The 21,691-nt window shown below is 66.6% G+C and carries 25 protein-coding genes and 1 pseudogene; 19 read left to right on the forward strand and 7 right to left on the reverse strand.

Going from position 1 to position 21,691, the window contains the following annotated elements:
* The first annotated feature begins 159 nt into the window (after nucleotides 1-159).
* On the forward strand, nucleotides 160-648 hold the full coding sequence (locus tag VGV41_RS12075) for an AraC family transcriptional regulator (RefSeq protein ID WP_326864082.1): 489 nt from the start codon (nucleotides 160-162) through the stop codon (nucleotides 646-648).
* 15 nt (nucleotides 649-663) lie between these two features.
* Here VGV41_RS12075 and VGV41_RS12080 read toward each other — a convergent pair whose 3' ends face one another.
* Complete coding sequence (locus VGV41_RS12080; RefSeq protein WP_326864083.1) at nucleotides 664-3,093, reverse strand: PAS domain S-box protein; 2,430 nt, start codon at nucleotides 3,091-3,093, stop codon at nucleotides 664-666.
* Between the two features lie 63 nt (nucleotides 3,094-3,156).
* Between VGV41_RS12080 and VGV41_RS12085 the strand changes: the two genes are divergently transcribed.
* Genes VGV41_RS12085 through VGV41_RS12095 form a run of 3 tightly spaced genes read left to right on the forward strand, consistent with a single transcriptional unit; the run spans nucleotide 3,157 to nucleotide 6,431 of the window.
* Entirely contained in the window at nucleotides 3,157-4,530 is a 1,374-nt protein-coding gene (locus VGV41_RS12085; RefSeq protein ID WP_326864084.1) for an efflux RND transporter periplasmic adaptor subunit, read from the forward strand.
* A complete protein-coding gene (locus VGV41_RS12090) occupies nucleotides 4,527-5,672 on the forward strand; it encodes an ABC transporter permease (protein ID WP_326864085.1) in 1,146 nt (381 codons plus the stop codon). The genes VGV41_RS12085 and VGV41_RS12090 overlap by 4 nt, the downstream gene beginning before the upstream one ends.
* A gap of 3 nt (nucleotides 5,673-5,675) precedes the next feature.
* Entirely contained in the window at nucleotides 5,676-6,431 is a 756-nt protein-coding gene (locus VGV41_RS12095) for an ABC transporter ATP-binding protein (RefSeq protein ID WP_326864086.1), read from the forward strand.
* On the opposite strand, the gene VGV41_RS12100 is transcribed toward VGV41_RS12095, so the two are convergent.
* Together VGV41_RS12100 and VGV41_RS12105 are read right to left on the reverse strand one after the other, a co-directional pair.
* Entirely contained in the window at nucleotides 6,424-7,326 is a 903-nt protein-coding gene (locus VGV41_RS12100; protein ID WP_326864087.1) for a pirin family protein, read from the reverse strand. The two genes, VGV41_RS12095 and VGV41_RS12100, sit on opposite strands and share 8 nt — an antisense overlap.
* 73 nt (nucleotides 7,327-7,399) lie before the next feature.
* Nucleotides 7,400-7,972, reverse strand: a complete 573-nt coding sequence (locus VGV41_RS12105; protein WP_326864088.1) for an NADPH-dependent FMN reductase — start codon at nucleotides 7,970-7,972, stop codon at nucleotides 7,400-7,402.
* Nucleotides 7,973-8,028: 56 nt separating this feature from the next.
* Here VGV41_RS12105 and VGV41_RS12110 point away from each other — a divergent pair, with 56 nt between their 5' ends.
* Nucleotides 8,029-8,436 carry a winged helix-turn-helix transcriptional regulator gene (locus VGV41_RS12110; RefSeq protein ID WP_414705091.1) on the forward strand — a complete coding sequence of 136 codons (408 nt, stop codon included), beginning with the start codon at nucleotides 8,029-8,031 and terminating at the stop codon, nucleotides 8,434-8,436.
* A gap of 307 nt (nucleotides 8,437-8,743) precedes the next feature.
* Nucleotides 8,744-8,941, forward strand: a pseudogene (locus tag VGV41_RS23015) (DUF6894 family protein); the annotation flags it as partial.
* Between the two features lie 46 nt (nucleotides 8,942-8,987).
* Here VGV41_RS23015 and VGV41_RS12115 read toward each other — a convergent pair.
* Entirely contained in the window at nucleotides 8,988-10,202 is a 1,215-nt protein-coding gene (locus tag VGV41_RS12115; protein ID WP_326864089.1) for an APC family permease, read from the reverse strand.
* A gap of 98 nt (nucleotides 10,203-10,300) precedes the next feature.
* Here VGV41_RS12115 and VGV41_RS12120 point away from each other — a divergent pair, with 98 nt between their 5' ends.
* The 7 genes from VGV41_RS12120 (at nucleotide 10,301) to VGV41_RS12150 (ending at nucleotide 15,629) form a co-directional block, all read left to right on the forward strand.
* Nucleotides 10,301-10,423 carry a peptidylprolyl isomerase gene (locus tag VGV41_RS12120; protein WP_326864090.1) on the forward strand — a complete coding sequence of 41 codons (123 nt, stop codon included), beginning with the start codon at nucleotides 10,301-10,303 and terminating at the stop codon, nucleotides 10,421-10,423.
* 273 nt (nucleotides 10,424-10,696) lie between these two features.
* Complete coding sequence (locus VGV41_RS12125; RefSeq protein ID WP_326864091.1) at nucleotides 10,697-10,846, forward strand: hypothetical protein; 150 nt, start codon at nucleotides 10,697-10,699, stop codon at nucleotides 10,844-10,846.
* Nucleotides 10,847-10,921: 75 nt separating this feature from the next.
* Nucleotides 10,922-11,515: a hypothetical protein gene (locus tag VGV41_RS12130; protein ID WP_326864092.1), complete on the forward strand. Its 594-nt coding sequence runs from the start codon at nucleotides 10,922-10,924 to the stop codon at nucleotides 11,513-11,515.
* The gene (locus tag VGV41_RS12135) at nucleotides 11,493-12,752 is read left to right on the forward strand and encodes a DNA-packaging protein (RefSeq protein ID WP_414705095.1); all 1,260 of its coding nucleotides are present in this window, start codon (nucleotides 11,493-11,495) and stop codon (nucleotides 12,750-12,752) included. The genes VGV41_RS12130 and VGV41_RS12135 overlap by 23 nt, the downstream gene beginning before the upstream one ends.
* Before the next feature lie 416 nt (nucleotides 12,753-13,168).
* On the forward strand, nucleotides 13,169-13,504 hold the full coding sequence (locus VGV41_RS12140; protein ID WP_326864094.1) for a DUF6968 family protein: 336 nt from the start codon (nucleotides 13,169-13,171) through the stop codon (nucleotides 13,502-13,504).
* Nucleotides 13,505-13,708: 204 nt separating this feature from the next.
* The gene (locus VGV41_RS12145) at nucleotides 13,709-14,893 is read left to right on the forward strand and encodes a phage portal protein (protein ID WP_326864095.1); all 1,185 of its coding nucleotides are present in this window, start codon (nucleotides 13,709-13,711) and stop codon (nucleotides 14,891-14,893) included.
* A gap of 85 nt (nucleotides 14,894-14,978) precedes the next feature.
* On the forward strand, nucleotides 14,979-15,629 hold the full coding sequence (locus tag VGV41_RS12150; protein WP_326864096.1) for a DUF4142 domain-containing protein: 651 nt from the start codon (nucleotides 14,979-14,981) through the stop codon (nucleotides 15,627-15,629).
* 96 nt (nucleotides 15,630-15,725) lie between these two features.
* Here the strand turns inward: VGV41_RS12150 and VGV41_RS12155 are convergent, their stop codons facing one another.
* Nucleotides 15,726-16,052: a hypothetical protein gene (locus VGV41_RS12155; protein WP_326864097.1), complete on the reverse strand. Its 327-nt coding sequence runs from the start codon at nucleotides 16,050-16,052 to the stop codon at nucleotides 15,726-15,728.
* A 62-nt stretch (nucleotides 16,053-16,114) separates the two neighbouring features.
* Here VGV41_RS12155 and VGV41_RS12160 point away from each other — a divergent pair, with 62 nt between their 5' ends.
* The 5 genes from VGV41_RS12160 (at nucleotide 16,115) to VGV41_RS12180 (ending at nucleotide 18,389) form a co-directional block, all read left to right on the forward strand.
* Nucleotides 16,115-16,300, forward strand: a complete 186-nt coding sequence (locus VGV41_RS12160; protein WP_326864098.1) for a hypothetical protein — start codon at nucleotides 16,115-16,117, stop codon at nucleotides 16,298-16,300.
* A complete protein-coding gene (locus VGV41_RS12165; protein ID WP_326864099.1) occupies nucleotides 16,300-16,479 on the forward strand; it encodes a hypothetical protein in 180 nt (59 codons plus the stop codon). Before VGV41_RS12160 ends, VGV41_RS12165 begins: the two co-directional genes overlap by 1 nt.
* A 164-nt stretch (nucleotides 16,480-16,643) precedes the next feature.
* Nucleotides 16,644-17,288 carry an HK97 family phage prohead protease gene (locus VGV41_RS12170; RefSeq protein WP_326864100.1) on the forward strand — a complete coding sequence of 215 codons (645 nt, stop codon included), beginning with the start codon at nucleotides 16,644-16,646 and terminating at the stop codon, nucleotides 17,286-17,288.
* A 4-nt stretch (nucleotides 17,289-17,292) separates the two neighbouring features.
* Nucleotides 17,293-18,021, forward strand: a complete 729-nt coding sequence (locus VGV41_RS12175; protein WP_326864101.1) for a hypothetical protein — start codon at nucleotides 17,293-17,295, stop codon at nucleotides 18,019-18,021.
* Nucleotides 18,018-18,389, forward strand: coding sequence for a DUF2019 domain-containing protein (locus tag VGV41_RS12180; RefSeq protein ID WP_326864102.1), 372 nt, complete (start codon nucleotides 18,018-18,020; stop codon nucleotides 18,387-18,389). Before VGV41_RS12175 ends, VGV41_RS12180 begins: the two co-directional genes overlap by 4 nt.
* Nucleotides 18,390-18,519: 130 nt before the next feature.
* Here the strand turns inward: VGV41_RS12180 and VGV41_RS12185 are convergent, their stop codons facing one another.
* Nucleotides 18,520-19,491, reverse strand: a complete 972-nt coding sequence (locus tag VGV41_RS12185; protein ID WP_326864103.1) for a Bug family tripartite tricarboxylate transporter substrate binding protein — start codon at nucleotides 19,489-19,491, stop codon at nucleotides 18,520-18,522.
* 169 nt (nucleotides 19,492-19,660) lie between these two features.
* Here VGV41_RS12185 and VGV41_RS12190 point away from each other — a divergent pair, with 169 nt between their 5' ends.
* Nucleotides 19,661-20,899, forward strand: coding sequence for a phage major capsid protein (locus tag VGV41_RS12190; protein ID WP_326864104.1), 1,239 nt, complete (start codon nucleotides 19,661-19,663; stop codon nucleotides 20,897-20,899).
* Nucleotides 20,900-20,947: 48 nt separating this feature from the next.
* Here the strand turns inward: VGV41_RS12190 and VGV41_RS12195 are convergent, their stop codons facing one another.
* Complete coding sequence (locus tag VGV41_RS12195) at nucleotides 20,948-21,499, reverse strand: hypothetical protein (RefSeq protein ID WP_326864105.1); 552 nt, start codon at nucleotides 21,497-21,499, stop codon at nucleotides 20,948-20,950.
* Between the last annotated feature and the right edge of the window lie 192 nt (nucleotides 21,500-21,691).

Genomic DNA, 21,691 nt, shown 5'->3' on the forward strand with positions numbered 1-21,691 from the left:
GACGCGCGCAGGGCACGCATGCACGCGTGTCATGCCACCTTCACACTTCGTTGAATTGCACGGCATCGCGGGCGGCGCGATATCTCGCGCAGCCCGGCATTACCAGATCGGGATTCGGGGAGGCGACGGTTCAAGCGAGGTCCAGCACAGGACCTTTGAATGCGACGCACTGAATTTTCTTTCGGCGGCTCGCTGCCTCGACACGCTGCGGACGATGTCCGCGTCACCATCGAAACATCCACAATCGTCGAGCGCGGCGGCGCGCTATGGCGGGAATTGGACACAGAGGTCATCTCTGTCACGCGCGGCAACAGCCGTGGCGGTCTTACCGGCTGGCAGCAAAAGCGGGTGGGCAACTACATCGACGCGCACCTCGGCGAGCCGCTGCGGTTGACGGCGCTGGCGCAGCTCGTGGGCTTGAGCCAGTTTCATTTCGCGCGCGCCTTCAAGCAGAGCTTCGGCGTGCCGCCGCATCGCTACCATGTCGGCCGGCGCATCGCGCGCGCCAAGGAGCTGCTCGACGAGCGCGCACATTCGGTGACGGCGATCGCGCGCAATCTCGGCTTCGCCGAATCCAGCTCGTTCTCGGCGACATTCCGCCGTGTCACCGGCGTGTCGCCGATGCGCTATCGCCGGGAGCGGCCATGAGGGCAGTGCACACCGTCAGTCGCGGGCGAGCGCCGCGCGCGTCGCTTCGGCGAGCGCCGCGAGCTGATACGGCTTGCGCAGGATCGGGAAACCGTGCTGGCGGGTGAGCGCCCGCGCATAGCCGCTCGTCAGCAGCACCGGCAGGCCGGGATAATCACGGCGCACGGCCTCGGCGAGTTGTAGGCCGTCGATATCGCCTGGCAGCATCACGTCGGTGAACACGAGATCGAACGGCCTGCCCGAAGAGAGCAGTTCGAGTGCGTCGCGTCCGGTGTCGACGGCGACGGTGCGGTAGTTGAGTTGCTCGAGCAGCGTGATCGCCACCGTCTGCACATCCGGATTGTCTTCGACCAACAGGATCGTCTCGCCGTGTCCGCGATGGTCGGACGTGCTCGGCGTCGGCACCGACGGCGCGACCGGTACGGTCGTGCGCGGCAGATACATCGTCACGGTGGTGCCACGGCCGACCTCGCTCGCCACGCTCAGTAACCCGCCGGACTGCTGCACAAAACCGTAGGCCTGTGACAGACCGAGGCCGGTTCCCTTGGTGGGCCCCTTGGTGGTGAAGAAGGGTTCGAAGATCTTGCCCAGGATTTCCGGCGCGATGCCGGTGCCGGTGTCGGTGACGGTGAGGGCCACGTAATCGCCCGCGAGCCGCTCGGCCGTTTCGGTGCCGGTCAGCGTGCGGTTGGCGCCTGAGACGGTGACGACGCCGCCCTTGGGCATGGCGTCGCGCGCATTGACCACCAGATTGACCAGCGCCAACTCGAACTCGGAGATGTCGATCGCGATCGGCCACAGGGTGGACGGCATGTCGACGCACAGGTCGACGTGGCCGCCCGTCGAGCTCGCCAGCACGTCATGGAAGGCGTCGACCGTCTCCGCTGGATTGACGCTACGCGGATTGAGCGGTTGCCGGCGTCCGAAGGTGAGCAGTTGCCGGGTCAGGTTCTCGCCGCGCGCGGCTGCCGCCTGGATGGCCTCGAGTGCACGGATATGTTTGGGATCGGAGATGCGGCGCATCAGGGTCTGCGCCTGGCCACTGACGACCATCAGCAGATTGTTGAAGTCGTGCGCCACGCCGCCGGTCAGCTGCCCGAGCGCCTCCAGCTTCTGCGCCTGCGCCAGCAGCTGTTGCGTGCGTTCCAACGCCGCCTGCGCCTCGCGCCGCTCGGTGACGTCGCGGGTGATCTTGGCGAAGCCGACCAGTTTGCCGTCGTCGTCGTGGATCGCGTCGATGACGACGTTCGCCCAGAAGATCGAACCGTCCTTGCGGACGCGCCGGCCCTCAGCCTCGAATTTTCCTGTCTCGGCGGCAACGGCGAGTGCGCGATCGGGGATTTTGAGTGCGCGGTCTTCCTCGGTGTAAAACTGCGAGAAATGACGACCGATGATCTCCGACGCGCGATAGCCCTTGATGCGCTCGGCGCCCGTGTTCCAGCTCGCAACAATGCCGTTCGGGTCGAGCATGAAGATCGCGTAGTCGGTGACGCCGGCGACCAGCGAGCGGAATTGCTGCTCGCTCGCGCGCAGGGCCTCGCGGGCCTCCTTCTCCTGCGTGAGGTGACGGCCGGCGATATAAATGAGCTTGTCGTCGACCGTCATGGTCCAGTCGATCCAGCACCATGAGCCGTCACGATGGCGGAGCCGGGTCTCGAGTCGCGCGGTCTGCCGCCCGCCCGCAAGTTGCGCGCGACAGGCCTCGACGGCGGCGGAATCGTCGGGATGGCGCAGCTTGCTGATATGCATGGCGGTGAGTTCGGCTTCGCTCCAGCCGAGCAGCGCGGTCCAAGCTGGATTGACGCTGAGCAGGTAGCCTTCGAACGTGGAGACGCCGAGCAAGTCCTGGGATACCTGCCAGATGCGGTCGCGCTCGCGTGTCCGCTGCGCGACCTCGCTCTCGAGCCGGTCGGTGAGATGCCGCAGCACTTCTTCCTTGCGTACCCGCACCGTGGTTTCGAATACGGTGACCAGTACCCCGCCGACACCGGCCGGGGCGCTCGCGTCGGCGATGGGGCTGTAGCTGATGGTGAAATAGGCCTCTTCCGGAACGCCGTAGCGCTGGATCAGCCAGGGATGATCTTCGGCAAAGAAGCCGGGACGTTCGCCGCGCAGGATCGATTCAGTGAGGGGGCCGAGGTCGTGCCATAGTTCCGGCCAGACCTCGCACGCCGGTCGCCCGAGCGCCCGCGGGTGGCGCTCGCCGAGCACTGGCGCATACGCGTCATTGTAAAGCGTGATGAAGTCGGGACCCCAGCGGACGGCCATCGGAAAGCCCGACGCGAGCATGAGATCGACGACCAGTTTGAGGCTGGCCGGCCACGCCCCTCGCACGCCGAGCGGCGTCGCCGCCCAGTCGAACACGGCGATGCGGCCGCGCATTTCGCCCGATGGCGCAAGAGCCACCGACAACGATTCAGTTGTCTCGCCGCGCCCTTGGCGCATCCCGCAATCCCGCTCGCCGCAACTACCCGTAACGTACGATAGGCTAAAGAGTTCCGTCGAGCGATGACCGCGGAATTCAACCTGGCTGCTGGTCTATCGAGCGGCCCGTCGCGAGGAAGACCACGAGCGCGGGCTGAACCCATCGGTGTCGGCGGACGGGCGCCATCGGGCTGGCAGGTCATAAAATTCGCTGCGATCGCGTTATTGACGCAAGTCAAGGTCGGCCGCTCGGCGACTATTATCAAGCATTCCAGACATCGACTGTCCGAGGGGGGCACCTTGAAACGTCTTATTGGCACAGGGGCTCTCGTCGCGGTCATTGCGGTTTTGGCGGTGGGTGTGTGGGGCGCCTTCCTGCGACCCGTAACCGTAAAGGTCGCGCCAGTCGTTCGTGATGTTCCTGTTCAGGTCTTCGGGCTTGGAACGGTCGAGGCGCGGGTCGCTTCGAAAGTGGGCTTCAAGGTCGCCGGCGTGCTGGTCGACTTGGGCGCCGATGTTGGCGACCGGGTGCCGAAGGGCGCAGTGCTCGCGCACCTCGATGACCGGGAGCAGAGCGCGCGGGTCGCACGCGCCCAGGCGGCGAGCCAACAAGCCGAAGCCAATCTCCAGCGCGCTTTGGCGAACGTGCAAAAGGCCGGGGCCAACTTTGCCAATGCCAAGACCATCAACGAGCGCCGACAGAAGCTGGTGCAAAGCGCGACCACCTCGGTGGAAACCGCGGAGACTGCCAGGACCGCGCAGGACGCCGCCGCCGCCGACGTGAGCCTCGCCACCAGCGATGTGGCGGTAGCCCGCGCGGCGATCGGTGACGCCAAGGCACAATGGCAGCAGGAAACGGCCACACTCGATTTCCACACGCTGGCGGCGCCCTACGATGCCATGGTGACGGCGCGGCTGAAGGAACTCGGTTCGGCGCTCGGCGCCGGCGAGCCAGTGTTTACGCTGATCGATCCGAAGACGGTGTGGGTGCTGGCCTTCATCGACGAGAGCAAGGCCGGCGAGATCAAGGTCGGCGAGTTGGCGGAGATCGTGCTGCGTTCGCGAGCCGGCCAGCGCGTTACCGGTCGCGTCGCGCGCATCGAGCCGGAGAGCGACCGCGTCAATGAAGAGCGCCGGGTTGAAATTGCGTTCGACGCCATTCCGGCGAACTTCAATCTGGGCGAACAGGCCGAGGTCTACATCACCACAGTGCGTCTGCCGCAAGCCGTGCTGGTGCCGGAGGCGGCGATTATCGGGCTTGGCAGGAACCAGGGTACGGTCTGGACGGTCGAGAACGGCGCCCTGCAACAGCATGTCGTGACACTCGGGCACCGGCTGCTCGATGGACGTTTCGAGATCACCGGTGGTGTGCCGGCGGGTGCTTCCGTCGTCACCGAGCGGGGCGGTGGCATGCGGGTCGGCCGCTCCGCCAAGATTGCGGATGGGTCGGCCAAATGAATCTCGCCTATCGCGACATCAAGCACAATCTCTTACGTTTCGTGCTGACCAATTTCGGGCTGAGCCTCTTGCTCGGCATCGTCATCATGATCACCGGCGTCTATGGCGGGCTGATCGACGATGCGCTCAAACAGGCGCGCGCGGCCAACGCCGATCTGTGGGTGGTCGAAGCCGGCACCAACGGGCCCTTCGCGGAAGCCTCGCGCATCCCGGGCGATACGCGCGAACTGGTCAGCCGCGTTTACGGCGTCGCGCGCGCGGGCTCGGTCACCTATCAGTCGGTGCAGACCGATGTGAACGGCCATCCGCTGCGCATGTATCTCATCGGCTACGAGCCGGGGCGGCCGGGTGGGCCGCGCCGCCTCGCCGCCGGGCGCGAGATCCTGCGCGGTCACTACGAAATGATCGCCGACCGGTCGACCGGGCTGAAACTCGGGCAAGAGGTGCCGCTCGGCACGCGCGGGCACCGGTTTACGGTGGTCGGTTTAATGCAGAACGAGGTCACCTCGGCCGGCGACCCGGTCGGCTATATTACCCTGCGCGACGCGCAGACGCTGCAGTTCGAGCTGGCGCCGCCGGCCTCGCGGCGCGAGCAGGCGCGCGGCGGCGTCGGCGAGACCAACGACCAGGTCAACGCCATCATCGCCAAGGTCACGCCCAACGTGAAGGTCGACGAGGTGGCCGCGGCGCTGTCGCGCTGGAAGCACCTTACGGCGCTGACGCAGGATCAGCAGGAGACGCTGCTCAGCAAGTTCGTGATTGAGCGCGCGCGCAAGCAGCAGGGACTGATCATGGTGCTCTTGGTGATCGTCTCGGCGGTGATCATCGCGCTGATCGTCTACACGCTGACCATGGACAAGGTGCGCTCGATCGCCACGCTCAAGTTCGTCGGCGCGCCTGATCGCACCATCATCGGTCTCATCGTGCAGCAGGCGCTGTCGATGGGCATCTTCGGCTATCTCGTCGGGCTCGCTCTCGTGCTCGTCTTCATGCCTTATTTCCCGCGGCGGCTGGTGCTTGATCCCGAGAGCGTCGCCATCGTGTTCTTCATCACCATCGGCATCTGTTTGGCCGCCAGCACGATGGGCATCCGCCTCGCGCTGAAGGTGGACCCGGCCGAAGCGCTGGCCTCGTCGGGGTAGCGCATGGCCGAGGTGACATCACAACCGGTCGTGCGCGTCGAGCACTTGTCCAAGCACTTCGGCGAGGGCGCGGCGCGCGTCGACGCGCTGGGCGACATCGATATGGACGTCTTTCCGGGTCAGGTGGTCGGGCTGATGGGTCCGAGCGGCTCGGGCAAGACGACGCTGCTGCACTGCATCGCCTGCATCCTGGAGCCGAGCAGCGGCCGCGTCACGCTCGACGGCGAGCTGGTCTACGAGGACCGCTGGCTCAAGGCCGACTTGCGGCGGCTCAGGCTCGACAAGATCGGCTTCATCTTCCAGTACCCGAACCTGCTGCCGTTTCTCGACGGCACCGACAACGTCGCGGTCGTGCTCGACCTTGCCGGCTATTCGTCCGCCACGTCGCGCAAGCGGGCGGTGGAGTTGCTCGAATATCTGGAAGTCGGCCACCGCAAGCACGCGATGCCGCGCCAGCTTTCCGGCGGCGAAGCGCAGCGGGTGGCGATCGCGCGCGCGCTCGCCAACAAGCCGCGCATCATCCTGGCCGACGAGCCGACGGCGCCGCTGGATTCGGTAAGGGCGCGAATCGTGATGGATCTTCTGCGCAGGATCGCCGTCGACCAGCAGGCCGCGATCATCGTTGTCACGCATGACGAAATGATCCTCGACCGTTTCGACCACATTTTCCGGTTGCGCGACGGACGGCTCGAGAAGGACACCGCACCGACGACTGCCGCGCTGTCCGAAGCGGCTGCGCGGCCACCTTCTGTTATTTGATGAACGTCCCGTTGCGCAGCTCGGTGACGGCCTGCTGCAGCTCGGCCTGTGTGTTCATCACGATCGGTCCGTGCCACGCGACCGGCTCCCTGATCGGCTTGCCGGAAACCAAAAGGAAGCGGATGCCGCGCTCGCCGGCCTGTACTGTGACCTCGTCGCCGCGGTCGAACAAGACGAGCGAGCGGTCTCCGACCGGTTCGCGGAAGAGGATTTCCTCGCCGTCCACCTGCTTCTCGGTCAGCACGCCGATCGGCTTCGAGGCGTAGGCGAAGGCGCCGTCGCCTTCGAACACGTAGGCGAAGGCATGCCGCTCCACTTCGACCTTCAGCGACTTGCGCTTGCCGGCCGGCACAAAGACGTCGAGATAGCGCGGATCGGCGGCAACGCCGTCGACCGGACCCTTTTTGCCCCAGAACTCACCGCAGACGACGCGCACGCGCGTGCCGTCGTCGTCGACGACCTCCGGAATGGCGGCGGCCTCGACGTCCTGATAGCGCGGCGCCGTCATCTTCAGCGACGAGGGCAAGTTGGCCCACAATTGGAATCCGTGCATGCGGCCCTGCGCGTCGCCCTGCGGCATCTCCTGATGCATGATGCCGCGGCCGGCGGTCATCCACTGCACGTCGCCGGCGCGCAAAGTGCCGCGATTGCCGAGCGAATCGCCGTGTTCGACCGTTCCGGCCAGCGTATAGGTTATCGTCTCAATGCCGCGATGCGGATGCCACGGGAAACCGGCGAGATAGTCGCTCGGCCGGTCGTTGCGGAAGTCGTCGAGCAGCAGGAACGGATCGGTTTCGCCGGTCTCGCCGAAGCCGAAGGCGCGGCGCAATCTGACGCCGGCGCCCTCGATGGTCGGCTTCGACTGCACGACGCGTTTGACGGGTCGGATGGACATGGGGAGTCACCTTTCTTGATCAGATTATCGCATCAGCGCCCACGCTTATCCTCCCCCTCCAGGGGGAGGGTAATTACGCCGCCGCCTGCTTGCGCGCGGGCGCGAGCCGGCCGGCGAAGTCGATGAAGCGATCGACAAAGGCTTTGAGGAAGCCGCGCACCGTCTCGTCCGGCACGCTCGCTTCGCCGTCGATCATCTCCGGCTTGAACTGGATGTAGGCCTCGCCGCCGAGCACATGCAGGCCCTGAGTGCCGAGCACGGCTTTGAGATGCTGCTGCGCGACCGCGGTCGAGATGACGCCGCCGGACGTGCCGATCACCGCCGCCGGCTTGTTCGGCCACGACGTCTTGCCCCACGGCCGCGCGCCCCAGTCGATGGCGTTCTTCAACACCGCCGGGATCGAGCGGCTGTGCTCCGGGGTGACGAACAGCAGCGCGTCCGAGCCCTCGACCTCGCTCTTGAAGCGCGCGACGGCCGACGGCACCGGCTGCTCGTTGTCCTGGTTGTACATCGGCAGGTCGTCGATCTGGATGAAGTTGGCGTCGACGGCGCCGCCACCGAGCTTCACCAGCGCCTCCGCCAGCTTGCGATTGATGGAGTCGCGGCGATTGGAACCGACGATCACGCCGAGCTTGAGTTTGGCCATGGCTGCCTCTATCTGTCCGTGGTAAGGAGTTACGCTTTGATACCAAGGCTACATAAATGACCATGCCAAAGACGCAAGAAGGCACAAGTCTGTTACCGGGTAACCTGCATGAGCCCGGCGACTGCCGCGCCATCAGCGCAGTGCTCTCCCGGGTCGGCGACAAGTGGACCGTGCTGGTGGTGTCGGCCCTGGGCGGCGGGCCGAAGCGCTTCAACGAATTGCGCAAGGCGCTCGGCTCGATCTCGCAGCGCATGCTGACGCTGACCTTGCGGGCGCTGGAACGGGACGGCCTCGTCACGCGCACCGTGTTCCCGACCGTGCCGCCGCGCGTCGACTACGAACTGACGCGGCTCGGCCGCTCGCTGCTCGAGCCCGTCAACGGCTTGAGCGCCTGGGCGCGCGCCAACCGCACGGCGATGGAAGCGGCGCGGGCGCGGTTCGACGCGAACGAACCGGCCAAATAGCCGGGTCGCGGCAGGCCCAAAATTATCGGCGTGGTGCCGCGGTACCTGCGATCGGCGCAATTTGCGGAGGAGTATGTCCTTTATCGAAGCCGGCGATTGCGTCGGCGAAGTTTACGTTCCGGAAACCGGGCTGGTCTCCAATCGGTGGAGATCGCGAGCGGCGACCGCATCGAGATCGCGATGGTGCGACACGACAGCGTCGCTCGGCCGCTCCTGATGACGGAGGCGCGATAATGTCGGGCTTTTGCCACGCTCCCGTCACGTGCCGTTGCTACGCCGATTGATCGCACGCCAGCGAAGGTATCCGGTGCCGCGTTTCTTTTTCCACTTCTCCGACGGGTCACGTCAGTTCACCGACGACGGCGGCATCGACCTTTCCGGTCTGCGCGATGCCCGCGCGCATGCGACCAGTCAGGTGCGCGAACTCAAAGCCGCAATGTGTGACCCGCACATCCAGGATTTGAGCGACTGGAGCATGAGCGTGGCGGACGGGCGCGGCCGCACGGTGTTCGTGCTCGGCTTCGATCTCAAGCCGCGTGCGATCGTGCCGCTCACGCCAGCAACGCCGCGGCGAGCATCGCCAGACACGTCGCCAGCCCCGCCGCTGGCACCCAGAGCGGCACCCGCACGTGCGGGTGCGGCGAAGCCGCCTTCCGGGCGCGCAGGCGCAACAGCGAAAAATTGACCGTCGCGAAGACGACGAGCGTCGCGAGCGAGGTGCCTTCGGCCAGCCGCTCGAACGGCACCGTCAGCGCCAGCGCGAGCGTCGCCGCCACGATGAAGCCGGTGGCGACGAGCGGCGTCGCCGTCTTCGGATGCACGTGGCCGAAGAGCGCCGGCAGGTCGCCCTGGCGGGCCATGCCGTAGATCACGCGCGCGGCCATCGTCAGTTGCGCCAGGATGGTGTTGAGCGTGGCGACGATGGCGATGGCGCTGATCACCAGCGGGCTGGCGCCGGTCAGCGTGCGCAACACCAGCGCCAAAGGCGCCGGCGAACGGGCGAGGTCGGCCGCCGGCACGGCGGCGACGGCGATCGCCGCCACCGCGAGATAAAGAACGGTGGTGACGATCAACGTCAGCACCATCGCGCGCGGGATGTCGCGATGCGGCACCTTCGCCTCCTCGACGACGTTGGCGAGGTCCTCGAAACCGATGAAGGCGAAGAAGGCGAGCAGCGCCGCGTAGCCGATGCCGGCGAGGGCGTGCGCCTCGAGCGGCGGCGGCGCCAGCACCGGCGCCAGCGACACACCGGACGCGACGCCGGCGGCGATGATGTAGACGAGCCCGCCGACCTCGATGAGCGTGAACAGGCTGGCGAGCAGCACCGATTCGAGAATGCCCCAGGCGGCGACAAGGCCGAGCCCGATCAGCACGCCGGCGACGATCAGCGGCGTCGGCCAGGCGACGAACTGGCCGATATAGCCGGCGCTGCCGAGCGCCACCGTCGCCGAGGCGACGATGCCGATGACCATGGTGAGAAGGCCGATCGCCGTCGAGGCGAGGCGCGAATTGAGCGCGGCGCGCACGTAGGCGGCTTCGCCGGCGCTTACCGGGAAGCGCGTGGAAAGTTCGGCATAGGAGCCGACGGTGAGCGCCATCGCCGCCGCGGCGAGCGCGAAGGCCCACGGCGCGGCCGTTCCGGCGTGACCGGCGACGGCGCCGATCAGCACATAGATGCCGGCGCCGACGGTGATGCCGACGCCGTAGAGGAACAGCAGCGGCAGGCCGAGGCGGCGGCGCAGTGCGGGGGTGAGGGCGGAGTCCATAAAAAATTTTTAGCGCATGGCGGCCGCAGGCGGCTTGCGCACGGTCAAAACCGCGCTTTGCGCTCGCCTGAGGCCCGCTATATCGCTAAGCTACGGAAATGCGGACAGCTTTCCTGATTCTGAGCCTCGTCGTCGCGGCGCTTTCGGTCTCCGGCTGCACCCATTGCGGCTGGATCTGGGACCAGGGCCCGCACGCCTGCCAATCCGACGACGTGCATTAAGCGCCGGACGCGGCTGGTCTTTTTCGGCCGGCGGCCACCTACAGGACTGTTGTCCAAAAATTCTTCCAAAAAAGTCCTAGGACTGCATTGACAGCGTAACGCTCCTCAGGTACATATTCGGCACGCTCTAGAGCTGCGCCGGAGACGATCGGCAGGACGCGGCGGACGGATCGCCCTCTTCAACATAGGCTTCACGGAACAGCGGCGGCGCATCGGGCGTTGCCCTTTCGACCATTCGCCGCATCTGCGGCACGTGGAAGAAGGGGCCTCGTCATGCCGACCGTCGAGAACAATCGCATCGTCGAAACGCCGACCGAAGCGCGCGCCGGCGAAACCGGGCAGGGCGTCCGTTATGTGCTGGGCATCGGCGTCGTCGCGGTGATCGTCGCTTTCGCCATCGTCTATCTCGTCTATTTCGGCTGACGCCGCAGAGGCGGGCTTACGAATTTCCGACGCGCCGGCTTCGCAGCCGGCGCGTTTTGCGTTTGGGGGGACATCATGGGCGTGCCGATCAAGATCGCACCGGAGCGCATCGCCGAAGGCAAGCGCCTGTACGAGCTGACCGCGACTCCGCTGGAGGACATCGCCGCCTTGATGGGCGTGTCGCGCTGGACGGTGCAACGCCGCATCTACGAATGGGGCTGGACGCCGCGCACCGCGCTGAGGCGCCGGGCCGACGGCAGCATCGTCGCGCCCGCGCCCGCCAATATCGATGGCGAGGCGCCGCCGACGCCGCCCACGCATGAGGAGCGCGTCGCGCTCGCCGCCCACTTTCATCGCACGGCCGCGCGCGGCCTCGATACCGTCAACCGCATTCTGGACAAGTGCGGACCGAGCGACGAGGCGGGCACCGAGAGCGCCGCCCGCGCGCTGGCCGCGACGTTTCGTGCCCTGCGCGAAATGACGGCGTTGATGCCGTCCGACATCACGGCGCCCCGACATGAAGCCGACGACCAGCCCATACCCCGCAGCATTGACGAGTTCCGCGAAGCGCTTGCGGTTCGCATTGAAAGGATTGTCAGAGCTCACCGGAGCGGAGCAGGCGCAGGCGGAGGCCGTGGCGGCGATCATGGAGGAGAGCCGGCGCAATGAGCGTGAATGGTTCGCCGCCGATTTCCCGGTTCTCGGCCTGGATCACCAGCTAGCACCCGCATTTGCCAATTCCGGCGAGCCCTGGAGCACCTGGCTGATCCTGGGCGGCCGCGGCGCGGGCAAGACGCGCGCCGGTGCCGAATGGGTCCGCAGCGTCGCGCTTGAAGACGCGAAGGCGCGCATCGCCCTCATCGGCGACAATAAACAAGACGTGCGCGACGTGATGGTCGAGGGCGTTTCCGGCCTGCTCGCCGTGCACCGCGACGACGAGCGGCCGCAATGGTTGCCCGCGCTCAAGCGATTGAAATGGCCGAACGGCGCGGTCGCACAATTGTTCTCGGCGGAGGATCCGGAAGGCCTGCGCGGGCCGCAGTTCTCCGCCGCCTGGCTCGACGAACTCGCCAAGTGGCGTCATGCCGAAGCAACCTTCAACATGCTGCAATTCGGGCTGCGCCTTGGCGACCGGCCGCGGCAGGTCATCACGACCACGCCGCGGCCGATCCCTTTACTGAAGCAACTGATCGGCGATCCGCGCACGGCGGTGACGCATGCCGGCACGCGCGCCAATGCCTTCAACCTGGCGCCGACGTTTCTCGAGACGGTGCTGGCGCGCTATCGCGGCACGGAATTGGGACGGCAGGAGATCGACGGCGAGATCGTCGAGCAGCGCTCGGACGCGCTGTGGTCGCGCGCGGCGCTGGCGCAGTGCCGCGTGACGGCGGCGCCGCCGCTCGTGCGCATCGTGGTGGCGGTCGATCCGCCCGGCTCGGCGCGCGCGGGCTCCGACGCCTGCGGCCTGGTCGCCGCCGGCAAGGCGGCGGACGGCACGCTCTATGTGCTGGCCGACGAGAGCGCTGCGGGGCTCACGCCGCAGGTGTGGGCGACGCGCGCCATCGCACTGTGGCGCAGGCTCAGGGCCGACGTGCTGGTGGCCGAGGCGAATTTCGGCGGCGACATGGTGCGCGCGGTGATCCGCGCGGCGGACGCCAGCGTGCCGGTGACGACGGTGCATGCGACGCGCGGCAAATACGTGCGCGCCGAGCCGGTGGCGCAATTGTACGAGCAGGGGCGGGTGCGCCACGCCGGGGCGTTCGCGGCGCTGGAGGACGAGATGTGCGACTTCGGCCTCGATGGGCTGTCGTCGGGCCGCTCGCCCGACCGTTTGGACGCGCTGGTCTGGGCGCTCACGGCGCTGACGTTCGGGATGCGAGCGGAGCCGCGGGTGAGGAGTTTGTAGATGGCGCAGACCAGACAGGAAGCGCGGGACTATGAGCTGTGGCGCTGGATGCGTCCGGACTAGCGCCGCTACTGGAAGCCGGGCTGCGAGAGTGATCCGCTTTATACGGAATTCGAGCGGGTTGAGCGGAAGTTTAGTCCGGAACAGCCGCGGGTGCCGGCGGGTGTTTCGGAGGGAGGGCGTTGGACCAACGGTTCGGATGGAGTCGGTGCGGGAACGAGGCCGTCAACGTCTGTAAGTCGGCCCAGTGGCCAGGATTCCGCGCCAGATCGCCTTGGATTGTGAAATGATGCATAGGCAGGACCTGTTCATTTGCAGAAGCGTTCGGATGCGGACTTGCTATGAACAAGCGTATTTGCGCTTATCGAACTGTCAGAACGGAAGGCCAATACCTCCGCTGAACTTCTGAGGAGCCCATGGAGATAGCAAAGCGTACGCTAACACTACGTGGTCGCAGCGGTACAATTGATATTCCGATCAGGATTTATGCGCCCGAGTGCGAGAAGCCGGGCGTCTGGCGATGCCGGTACGAAATTGGCTGGCCGGAAGGGCACCATTCGCTTGCAGGTTATGGAGTTGATTCGATGCAAGCGATTATCATTGCCCTCGGCATGATCGGCGCAGAAATCTATTCGAGCAGTTACCATAAGTCGGGTGATTTGTGGTGGGATGCGCCAGGGAACGGTTACGGATTCCCCGTCGTGCCGGCATTGCGCGATCTGCTTCAAGGCGACGACGCGAAGTATCTCTGAGTGTCTCGTGTCCCAGGTGCTGCGCAACGCTAGCATTTCACCGTCGTCCTGAGGTGCCCGCGCGAAAGCGCGGCCTCGAAGGACCTGTGAGTCCTCAATATGCGATTCGAGAGCCAGAGACCCTTCGAGGCTCGGCGGCTACGCCGCCTCGCTCCTCAGGGTGACGTGAGAGGCTGGGTCGATGCCTGGGCACGAGGATAGAGCATGTTCGATCTTCTGAGAAAACTCCTTCCCCCCGAGCGCAAGGCGTCGCGCACGGCGCGCGTCATCGCGGTCGAAGGCGGCGGCCGCGCGCGCTGGACGCCGCGCGACTATGCGGCGCTGGCGCGCGAGGGCTACACGAAGAATGCCATCGTGCATCGCGCGGTGCGGCTGATCGCCGAGAGTATCGGCGGCCTCACCTTGCTGCTCTACGAGGGCGCGATCGAGCACGACACGCATCCGCTGCTCGATCTCGTGCGCCGGCCGAACCCGCGCCAGGACGGCGCCTCGTTCCTCGAGAGCGTCGCGTCGTATCTGCTGCTGTCCGGCAACGTCTATATCGAGGCGGTCGGCTTGACCGGCGAGGCGACGTCGGTGCGCGAGCTCTACGCGCTGCGGCCGGACCGCATGAAGGTGGTGCCGGGGCCGGACGGCTGGCCGCAAGCCTACGACTACACGGTGTGCGGCCAGACCGTGCGCTTCGACCAGACGGCGGCGCAGCCGCCGATCCTGCAGCTCACTTTGTTCAATCCGCTCGACGACTATTACGGCTTCTCGCCGCTCGAGGCGGCGGCGAGCGCCGTCGATCTGCACAATGCCGCGGCGCGCTGGAACAAGGCGCTGCTCGACAACGCGGCGCGGCCGTCCGGCGCGCTGGTCTATGACGGCGCCGACGGCGCGCCTTTGTCGGAGCCGCAGTTCGAACGGCTCAAGAGCGAGTTGGAGCGGCAATATCAGGGCACGGCCAATGCAGGGCGGCCTCTGGTGCTGGAAGGCGGGCTCGACTGGAAGCAGATGGCGCTGTCGCCGAAGGACATGGACTTCCTCGAGGCCAAGCACGCCGCCGCGCGCGAGATCGCTCTGGCCTTCGGCGTGCCGCCGATGCTGCTGGCGATCCCCGGCGACAACACCTATTCCAATTACCAGGAAGCCAATCGCGTGTTCTGGCGGCAGACGGTGCTGCCCTTGGCGAACCGCATCGCCGGCGCGCTGACGCAGTGGCTTTCACCGAGCTTCGGTGTGGATCTGACGCTGGCGCCGGATATCGACAGGATCGAGGCCTTGAGCCCCGATCGCGCCGCATTGTGGGACCGCGTCAGCAAGGCGCCGTTCCTCACTGTCAACGAAAAGCGCGCGGCGACCGGCTACGGCGCGCTCGATGGCGGCGATACCGTGTCGCCGCAATAGCCGACGGAACGAGTCGTTCCGCCTGTCGTTTCTGGTGTGAGCCCCGCGTGTGCCCGGCTCGCAAATACCAAACACAGGAGGAACTATGAGCAGGAAAACGATGCTTGCCGTCGGTCTGACCGCGGCCATGGTGCTCGGCGTCACCGCCGCGCAGGCGCAGACCTCGACGGCGCCGAACACGATGTCGCCGAATTCCACGTCGCAGCCGTCCAAGATGAGCCCGTCATCGTCCGGCGGCGCCATGAACGGCGGCGCGATGGCCGGCGCCAAGACGGCGAAGGCGACCAGGGCGCAAAAGAAGTTCCTCGACGAGGCGATCGAAGGCGATCGGTCCGAAGTGGAGATGGGCAAGCTCGCGCAGAAGAACGGCGCGGCCGACGACGTCAAGCAATTCGGCCAGACGCTCGAGCAGGATCACAGCCAGCATCTGCAGCAGGTGGTGCAGATGGCGGAGCAGATGGGCGTGACGCCGCCGAAGCAGCCTAACGCCAAACAGAAGACACTGTACGAGCGGCTGAGCCGGGAGCACGGCGCGCGTTTCGACACGGCCTTCGCGCGGGCGATGGTCAGCGACCACAAGCAGGACATCGCCAAGTACGACCGCGAGGCCAAGGCGAAGGGGCCGCTCGCCTCGCTCGCCGAGCAGACGATCCCGACCTTGCGCAAGCATCTGCAGATGGCGGAAGCGATCGCCAACAAGGGCGCGGCGACCGGCTCCGGCGGTATGAGCAAGTAAGTCCAGTTATTGCGCCGGGCTTTGCGCCCGGCGTCCGATGGATGACGTCCGTTGCGCGGCTGAGGCCGCCGGCGGGCGTCATTTTTTATGGAGCGCTCAGGAGGAGAGGCGGCGCGTCTTCTGCCACAGGTGCAGCGCGACCACCGCGGCGGCGATCGTCAGGACGAGCGCAATGAGCGCGCCCCAGACCGGGCCGTCGCGGGTGAGCGCGACGGCGAGCATCAGGAATGCCGCGTTGCCCCAGATCAGGTGCAGGACGTAGTGCCGGCGCGCGGCGGGCGGCAGCGCCGCGGTCCAGGCGAGGGCGTTGACGACGCTGCGCGCGGCCGGCCGCGCCGCCTGCGGCAGGGCGGCCAGCGCCGCGGCATAATGATAGCCGGCGAGAACGATCGCCAGCAGGGCGAGGGCGACGAGCGCAGCCATGGGGGCGAGTCTCCTCCGGTGCGCTTTAGAAACGCTTAACGGCGTTATTCGAGTTCCAATTCATGAACGACGTGATCGCCACCTTCGCCGAGCGTGGCGATCTCGCGCATCTGGCGCTGCTCTTGTGGGCGCTGTCGGCGACGGGCCTTGCCTGGTTCGCGCTGCGCGAATTGGCCGCCGCCAGCCGCCGCTTCGACGATTTCGTGCGCGAGCTGGCGCGCTTCAACGACCTGTTCGGAGGCAAATGATGGACACGCTGCATACCGTGCTGCGCTCGCTGCGCGGCGAGACCAAATCGCGCCGCGACACGCATCTCGACGTGTTCCGTGAGTTCCTCGATCACCTCGACCGCGCCGCCCGCCGCCGGAGTGCGCCGCCGCCGCGCGCGCTCAAGACGAAATTGAAAGAGCGCGGGCGCAAGCGCTGACGCTTTCTTCCCTCTCCCCGCACCGCGGGGAGAGGGTGGCGAGCAGCTTCGCTGCGAGCCGGGTGAGGGGCCTCGTCGGACCTCACCGCCCCCTCACCCGTCATCCTCGCTTTCGCTCGGATGTCGACCTCTCCCCGCAAGCGGGGAGAGGTGAAGGACATGCCATGCTCGCTCCGCTCACCGATCCTACGCTTGCCGACGTGTTCGCGCCGAAGACGCGCATCGCCGCCGACGGCACCGTCGAGGGCTATGCCAGCCTGTTCGGCCAAATCGACGCCGCACGCGACATGGTGCTCAAAGGCGCCTTCCGCGACTCGCTTGCCGTGCGCGGTCCGCGCCGCGTGCCGATGCTGTTCCAGCACGATCCGGCTGAGCCCATCGGCATCTGGCTCGAGCTTCGCGAGGACAGCCACGGCCTCTATGCGCGCGGCCGCCTCATCCCCGAGGTGGCGCGGGCGCGAGAATTGCTGTCGCTGCTGCGTGCCGGCGCCATCGACGGCCTGTCGATCGGCTTTCGCGCGGCGCGTGCGCGCATCGATTCGAAGACGCGCGTGCGCAGCCTTGTCGCGGTGGATCTCTGGGAAATCTCGATCGTCACCTTCCCGCTGCTCGCGGGTGCGCGCGTCACCGCGGTGAAAGGGGAGTCCCCTCGGCCTCGCTCGTCCGCGCGGGCGCGCGCCGAGCGGGCGTGGGCGGAGGTGGCGGGCGCCGGCGGTGCCGCGGACGCACCGGCACGGCGGCGTCCGCGCCTCCTGGCGCCGCAGGCGCGCAGGGCGGGGCGCATCCGCGCCTGGCGGGCGGGGCTGTGACGCGATGCTGGCCGAAGATTTCGAGCTGCAACGCGCGCTGGCGCTGCGCGCGGTCACGGGCGGCTTGCTGCGCCTGAGGTGGCTCGCCGCGGTAACGCGCTTCGAGCTTGCCATGCACCGGCACATGCGGGCCCTGAAATACAACCCCGACCAACCGCGCGTACCGCGCGGCAATCCGGACGGCGGGCAGTGGACGGAGACGGACGCCAACGGCAATCCGGTTGCGCAGCGGCGCGTGCGTCTGGCGGGCGACGCCCCGACGAACGACCCGCCGGAGGTGCCGAAGGAGCGACCGAAGACATCCAGTGAACGGGTCGGATGGTTGAAAGCCACCGCACGCACGGCCGCTGAACAAGGAATTGCCGCCGTCGAAGTCGCGAAACTGTACCCGTGGATGGCTTATTACGCTGCCGGCATGCAGTCGTACAGCGATCCGCCACGCTCATTGGACGAGTTGCAATCGGCGACGCCGGGGCCGGGATATGATATACATCACATCGTCGAGCAAGGTCAGGCGGAAGATGAGGGGTACCCTCGCGAAGCAATAGACAGTCTCGACAATCTGGTTGTCATTCCAAGGATGAAGCACTGGGAGATCAATCAGTGGTATCAAACACGGAGTCCGGAATTCGGCTGGCAAACGCCTCGAGACTATCTGGAAGGCAGAAACTGGGCGGTCAAGCGGTCGGTGGGTCTAGAGGCGCTTAAGATTGTCGGAGTACCGAAGCCGTGAGCCCCCAACTCCTGAAAGATATGCCCGTCGTCGAATTGGTGAATCAATTTACAGAGATTACATCGCGCCAGTACGACGCCGCGCTGTTCGGTAATATTACAAAGTATAATTCCCTGGTCGATCAGATGCTCGCCGTCGCAGACGAACTTAAGTCGAGACCCGGTGACCAGCGCAGCGCCCTAGTGCCGCTTCTGGTCCATCCCAATCGGCAGGTACGGTTGATGGCGGCCGAATTTACTTTGGGCCTGGCGCCGGTGGCTTCGCGGCAGACGTTGCAGGAGCTTTCCGACGCGAAGGTGTACCCACAATCGGCCTACGCGATGGGAACCCTTCGCGCGCTTCAGCGCGGCGACCGCAAGCCGACGTAGTACGTCAACAGTCCGCGCCCCATGAATCGAGATGGCCGGGACATAAGGGCGTTCACGCCCGTCTTCGACGTGTTGTGCTCGGCCATAACGATTTGTTGGCGCCGCTCAGACGGAACGGCGCCATCTCACATCACTGCTTCGCCCGTGCCGCCGCGACGATCGGCTTCAGCCGTGCGATCTCCTTGTGCACCAGCGCGGCGAGCGCCTTCGGGCCGCGCTCGTCCGGCTCGGGGATGACGGCGCCGAGATCGTTCAGGCGTTTCTTGACCGCCGGCTCGTCGAGCCCCTTGTTGAGCGCAGCGGCGAGTCTGTCGATCACCGCCTTCGGCGTGCCCTTCGGCGCGAACACCGCGTAGAACGGCGCGCAGTCGAACTCGGGCATGCCTTGCTCATATGAAGTGGGCACGTCCGGCAGCAGCGGGCTGCGCTTCTTGGCTGCGATGGCCAGCGCTTTCACGGTACCGGCGCGGATGTGCGGCAGCGGCCCGAGGATCGGGTCGCAGTCGTAATCGACGTTGCCGGCGAGGATGGCGTTCATCACCGGCGCCGTGCCGGTGAAAGGCACCAGGGTCGGATGGATGCCGATCGCGGAATTGAGCAACAGGCAGCCGAGATAGGAGACCGAGCCGACGCCGGCGTGGCCCATGTTCAATGTCTTCTCGTGCGCCTTGGCGTAGGCGGCGAACTCCTTGAGGTTGTTCGCCGGGAAGTCCTTGCGCACGGCCAGCAGCTCCGGCTGCACGGCGATGACGCCGACCGGCTCGAAGTCCTTCTCCGGATCGTAGCCGAGGTTCGGATAGAACATCGGCGCCGCCGCGTGCGTGCCCATGTGACCGGAGATCAAAGTGTAGCCGTCCGCCCTGGCGCGCGCGGCGCGCAGCGAGCCCACCGTGCCGCCGGCGCCGCCGACATTCTCGACCACGAAGGACTGGCCGAGATGGCGCGAGAAGATGTCCGCCACGATGCGGCCGGAAATGTCCGCCGGGCCGCCGGCCGCGAACGGCACGATCACCGTGACCGAGCGCGTCGGATAGTCGTCTGCCTGTGACGTCGTCACACCGGCGAGCAGCACAAAAGCTGCCGCCATCCATTTGAGTGTCATCGTCCCCTCCCTGAGATGTCGTTCTTTTTGTTGCCGGCAAGCTTGCCAGTTCGCGGGCCGGCTGGGGAGGGGGATTCTGAGCTGGCCGCCGGATTGCTGTTTTCGCCATGCGACACAGCCGGCGCGGCCGACCTGAAATTGCAAGATCCATCGCACAAGGAGAACCCGAATGGATATCGACACCGGTACCGGCCTCGAAACGAAGGCCGGCATTCCGCACGACGCCGTGGTGACGCACGGCGACATGATGCGCGCCTTCGAGGCGTTCAAGGAGACCAACGACGAACGGCTGGCCAGGCGCGACGGCGACGTCGTGCTTGAGCAGAAGTTGGCGCGCATCGGCGACGCCGTCGACGCCCAGGCGCGGCGGCTCGACGAGATCACGCTGAAGGCGGCGCGGCCGGCGCTCGGCAACGAACGTGTCAGGAGCGGTGCGCCGGAGCACAAGGCGGCGTTCGAGGCCTATGTGCGCACCGGCGAGAGCGGCAATCTGCGCGCGCTGGAAGTCAAGGCGATGTCGTTCGGCTCCAATCCGGACGGCGGCTATCTGGTGCCGCCGGAGATCGAGGCGACGATCGGCGAGCGGCTGATGGCGATCTCGCCGATCCGCAACATCGCCGGGCAGCGCACGATCTCGAGCAACATCTACAAGAAGCCGTTCATGACCACCGGGCCGGCGGTCGGCTGGGTCGGCGAAACCGACGCGCGCACGCAGACGGCCTCGCCCGTGCTCGACGAACTCGTCTATCCGGCGATGGAGCTCTACGCCCAACCGGCAGCGACGGCGACCTTGCTCGAGGATTCGGCGGTCAACATCGACCAGTGGATCGCGCAGGAGGTCGAGCAGGTTTTCGCGCAGCAGGAGGGCGCGGCCTTCGTCGCCGGCGACGGCAACAACAAGCCGAAGGGCTTCCTGTCGTACACGACCGTCGACAACGGCGCGTGGAGCTGGGGCAACATCGGCTACGTTGCCTCGGGCGCGGCCGGCGCCTTCGCCGCGACCAGTCCGTCCGACGAGCTGGTCGATCTCGTCTACGCGGTGAAGGCTGGCTACCGGCAGAACGGCGTCTTCGTCATGAACCGCAGGACGCAGGCCGCCGTGCGCAAGTTCAAGGACTCGACCGGGCATTATCTGTGGCAGCCGCCGGCGGTGGCGGGCGGCAAGGCCTCGCTGATGACCTTCCCGGTGATCGAGGCCGAGGACATGCCCGATATCGCCGCCAATTCGCTGTCGATCGCCTTCGGCGACTTCAACCGCGGCTACCTGGTGGTCGACCGCGCCGGCGTCTCGGTGCTGCGCGATCCCTATACGGCGAAGCCGTATGTGCTGTTCTACACGACCAAGCGCGTCGGCGGCGGCGTGCAGGACTTCGACGCCATCAAGGTGTTGAAGTTCGCGGCGTCGTAACGACGTATCTTCAGACCGCGGCGCGGCCTTCCCGGCCGTGCCGCGGTTTCAGTCCGCGCTTGCGGAGCGCGACCCATGCGGATCGACGATGACGTAGCCCGCGATCGAACGGACGTGCTCACGGGTCAGGTGATTGCCGGAGTTGCCGTCGTGCCCGCGCCAGTCCTTGCCGTCGACGTGGCTCATGAGGATCATCACGTGATGATTGCGTACCGCCGCCATGCCGGCGGCCGGCTGGGTCCGCGGAAACTTCTTCGCCCAGGCGGAGGCGAGATTGAGCTCGCGGCGGATCTCGCCGAACACGTAGCGCGAGGCCTCGCAGCCGCAGAATTCGTAAGGGCAGCCGGCGGGCCGGCCGCCGACGACAACCGTGTTGCCGTTGGCATCGACCGGGCTCACCGCGGCGTACGCATCGTGTGCGGCGGCTTGATGCCGCGGCGCGGCGGCGGCGCGGTCGGAACAGCCGCGCAGGTCGCAGACGATCGGATTATGCGTTGTGGCGCCGCGATGGTGATGTGCGGAGCGGGGCGTGGCATTGCCTGGCGTTGTGATCAGGCAGACAAAGATCGCCGTGATGAAAACGGATGCGGATTTTATCAATTCAACCTCGCAGCTCTGGAGCGGCTTGCGGCCGCGGAAACGGCTCCTTCGGGTGGCGTGGCAATCCACGCGCAACGCTGAGCATTTATCGGGGCGAGGGGGGCGTGACGAGCGCCGACGGCCGGTAACCTGACCGCGTAACCTTAATGCGTCGGGGAATTGTGACAGATCAGGCGGTTACGCCAGCATGTC

Origin of the sequence: Pseudolabrys sp. (assembly GCF_035943735.1) — a bacterium.
Lineage (GTDB): Bacteria > Pseudomonadota > Alphaproteobacteria > Rhizobiales > Xanthobacteraceae > Pseudolabrys.

What these genes read in the sequence shown, in the direction of transcription:
- VGV41_RS12125 (WP_326864091.1), top strand. Translation starts at nt 10,697, where the DNA reads ATGCCGACCGTCGAGAACAATCGCATCGTCGAAACGCCGACCGAAGCG.
- VGV41_RS12135 (WP_414705095.1), top strand. Translation starts at nt 11,493, where the DNA reads ATGGAGGAGAGCCGGCGCAATGAGCGTGAATGGTTCGCCGCCGATTTC.
- VGV41_RS12145 (WP_326864095.1), top strand. Translation starts at nt 13,709, where the DNA reads ATGTTCGATCTTCTGAGAAAACTCCTTCCCCCCGAGCGCAAGGCGTCG.
- VGV41_RS12090 (WP_326864085.1), top strand. Translation starts at nt 4,527, where the DNA reads ATGAATCTCGCCTATCGCGACATCAAGCACAATCTCTTACGTTTCGTG.
- VGV41_RS12085 (WP_326864084.1), top strand. Translation starts at nt 3,157, where the DNA reads ATGACCGCGGAATTCAACCTGGCTGCTGGTCTATCGAGCGGCCCGTCG.
- VGV41_RS12175 (WP_326864101.1), top strand. Translation starts at nt 17,293, where the DNA reads ATGCTGGCCGAAGATTTCGAGCTGCAACGCGCGCTGGCGCTGCGCGCG.
- VGV41_RS12095 (WP_326864086.1), top strand. Translation starts at nt 5,676, where the DNA reads ATGGCCGAGGTGACATCACAACCGGTCGTGCGCGTCGAGCACTTGTCC.
- VGV41_RS12140 (WP_326864094.1), top strand. Translation starts at nt 13,169, where the DNA reads ATGGAGATAGCAAAGCGTACGCTAACACTACGTGGTCGCAGCGGTACA.
- VGV41_RS12080 (WP_326864083.1), bottom strand. Translation starts at nt 3,093, where the DNA reads ATGCGCCAAGGGCGCGGCGAGACAACTGAATCGTTGTCGGTGGCTCTT.
- VGV41_RS12130 (WP_326864092.1), top strand. Translation starts at nt 10,922, where the DNA reads ATGGGCGTGCCGATCAAGATCGCACCGGAGCGCATCGCCGAAGGCAAG.
- VGV41_RS12155 (WP_326864097.1), bottom strand. Translation starts at nt 16,052, where the DNA reads ATGGCTGCGCTCGTCGCCCTCGCCCTGCTGGCGATCGTTCTCGCCGGC.
- VGV41_RS12150 (WP_326864096.1), top strand. Translation starts at nt 14,979, where the DNA reads ATGAGCAGGAAAACGATGCTTGCCGTCGGTCTGACCGCGGCCATGGTG.
- VGV41_RS12165 (WP_326864099.1), top strand. Translation starts at nt 16,300, where the DNA reads ATGGACACGCTGCATACCGTGCTGCGCTCGCTGCGCGGCGAGACCAAA.
- VGV41_RS12100 (WP_326864087.1), bottom strand. Translation starts at nt 7,326, where the DNA reads ATGTCCATCCGACCCGTCAAACGCGTCGTGCAGTCGAAGCCGACCATC.
- VGV41_RS12105 (WP_326864088.1), bottom strand. Translation starts at nt 7,972, where the DNA reads ATGGCCAAACTCAAGCTCGGCGTGATCGTCGGTTCCAATCGCCGCGAC.
- VGV41_RS12120 (WP_326864090.1), top strand. Translation starts at nt 10,301, where the DNA reads ATGCGGACAGCTTTCCTGATTCTGAGCCTCGTCGTCGCGGCGCTTTCG.
- VGV41_RS12190 (WP_326864104.1), top strand. Translation starts at nt 19,661, where the DNA reads ATGGATATCGACACCGGTACCGGCCTCGAAACGAAGGCCGGCATTCCG.
- VGV41_RS12115 (WP_326864089.1), bottom strand. Translation starts at nt 10,202, where the DNA reads ATGGACTCCGCCCTCACCCCCGCACTGCGCCGCCGCCTCGGCCTGCCG.
- VGV41_RS12185 (WP_326864103.1), bottom strand. Translation starts at nt 19,491, where the DNA reads ATGACACTCAAATGGATGGCGGCAGCTTTTGTGCTGCTCGCCGGTGTG.
- VGV41_RS12160 (WP_326864098.1), top strand. Translation starts at nt 16,115, where the DNA reads ATGAACGACGTGATCGCCACCTTCGCCGAGCGTGGCGATCTCGCGCAT.
- VGV41_RS12170 (WP_326864100.1), top strand. Translation starts at nt 16,644, where the DNA reads ATGCTCGCTCCGCTCACCGATCCTACGCTTGCCGACGTGTTCGCGCCG.
- VGV41_RS12075 (WP_326864082.1), top strand. Translation starts at nt 160, where the DNA reads ATGCGACGCACTGAATTTTCTTTCGGCGGCTCGCTGCCTCGACACGCT.
- VGV41_RS12110 (WP_414705091.1), top strand. Translation starts at nt 8,029, where the DNA reads ATGACCATGCCAAAGACGCAAGAAGGCACAAGTCTGTTACCGGGTAAC.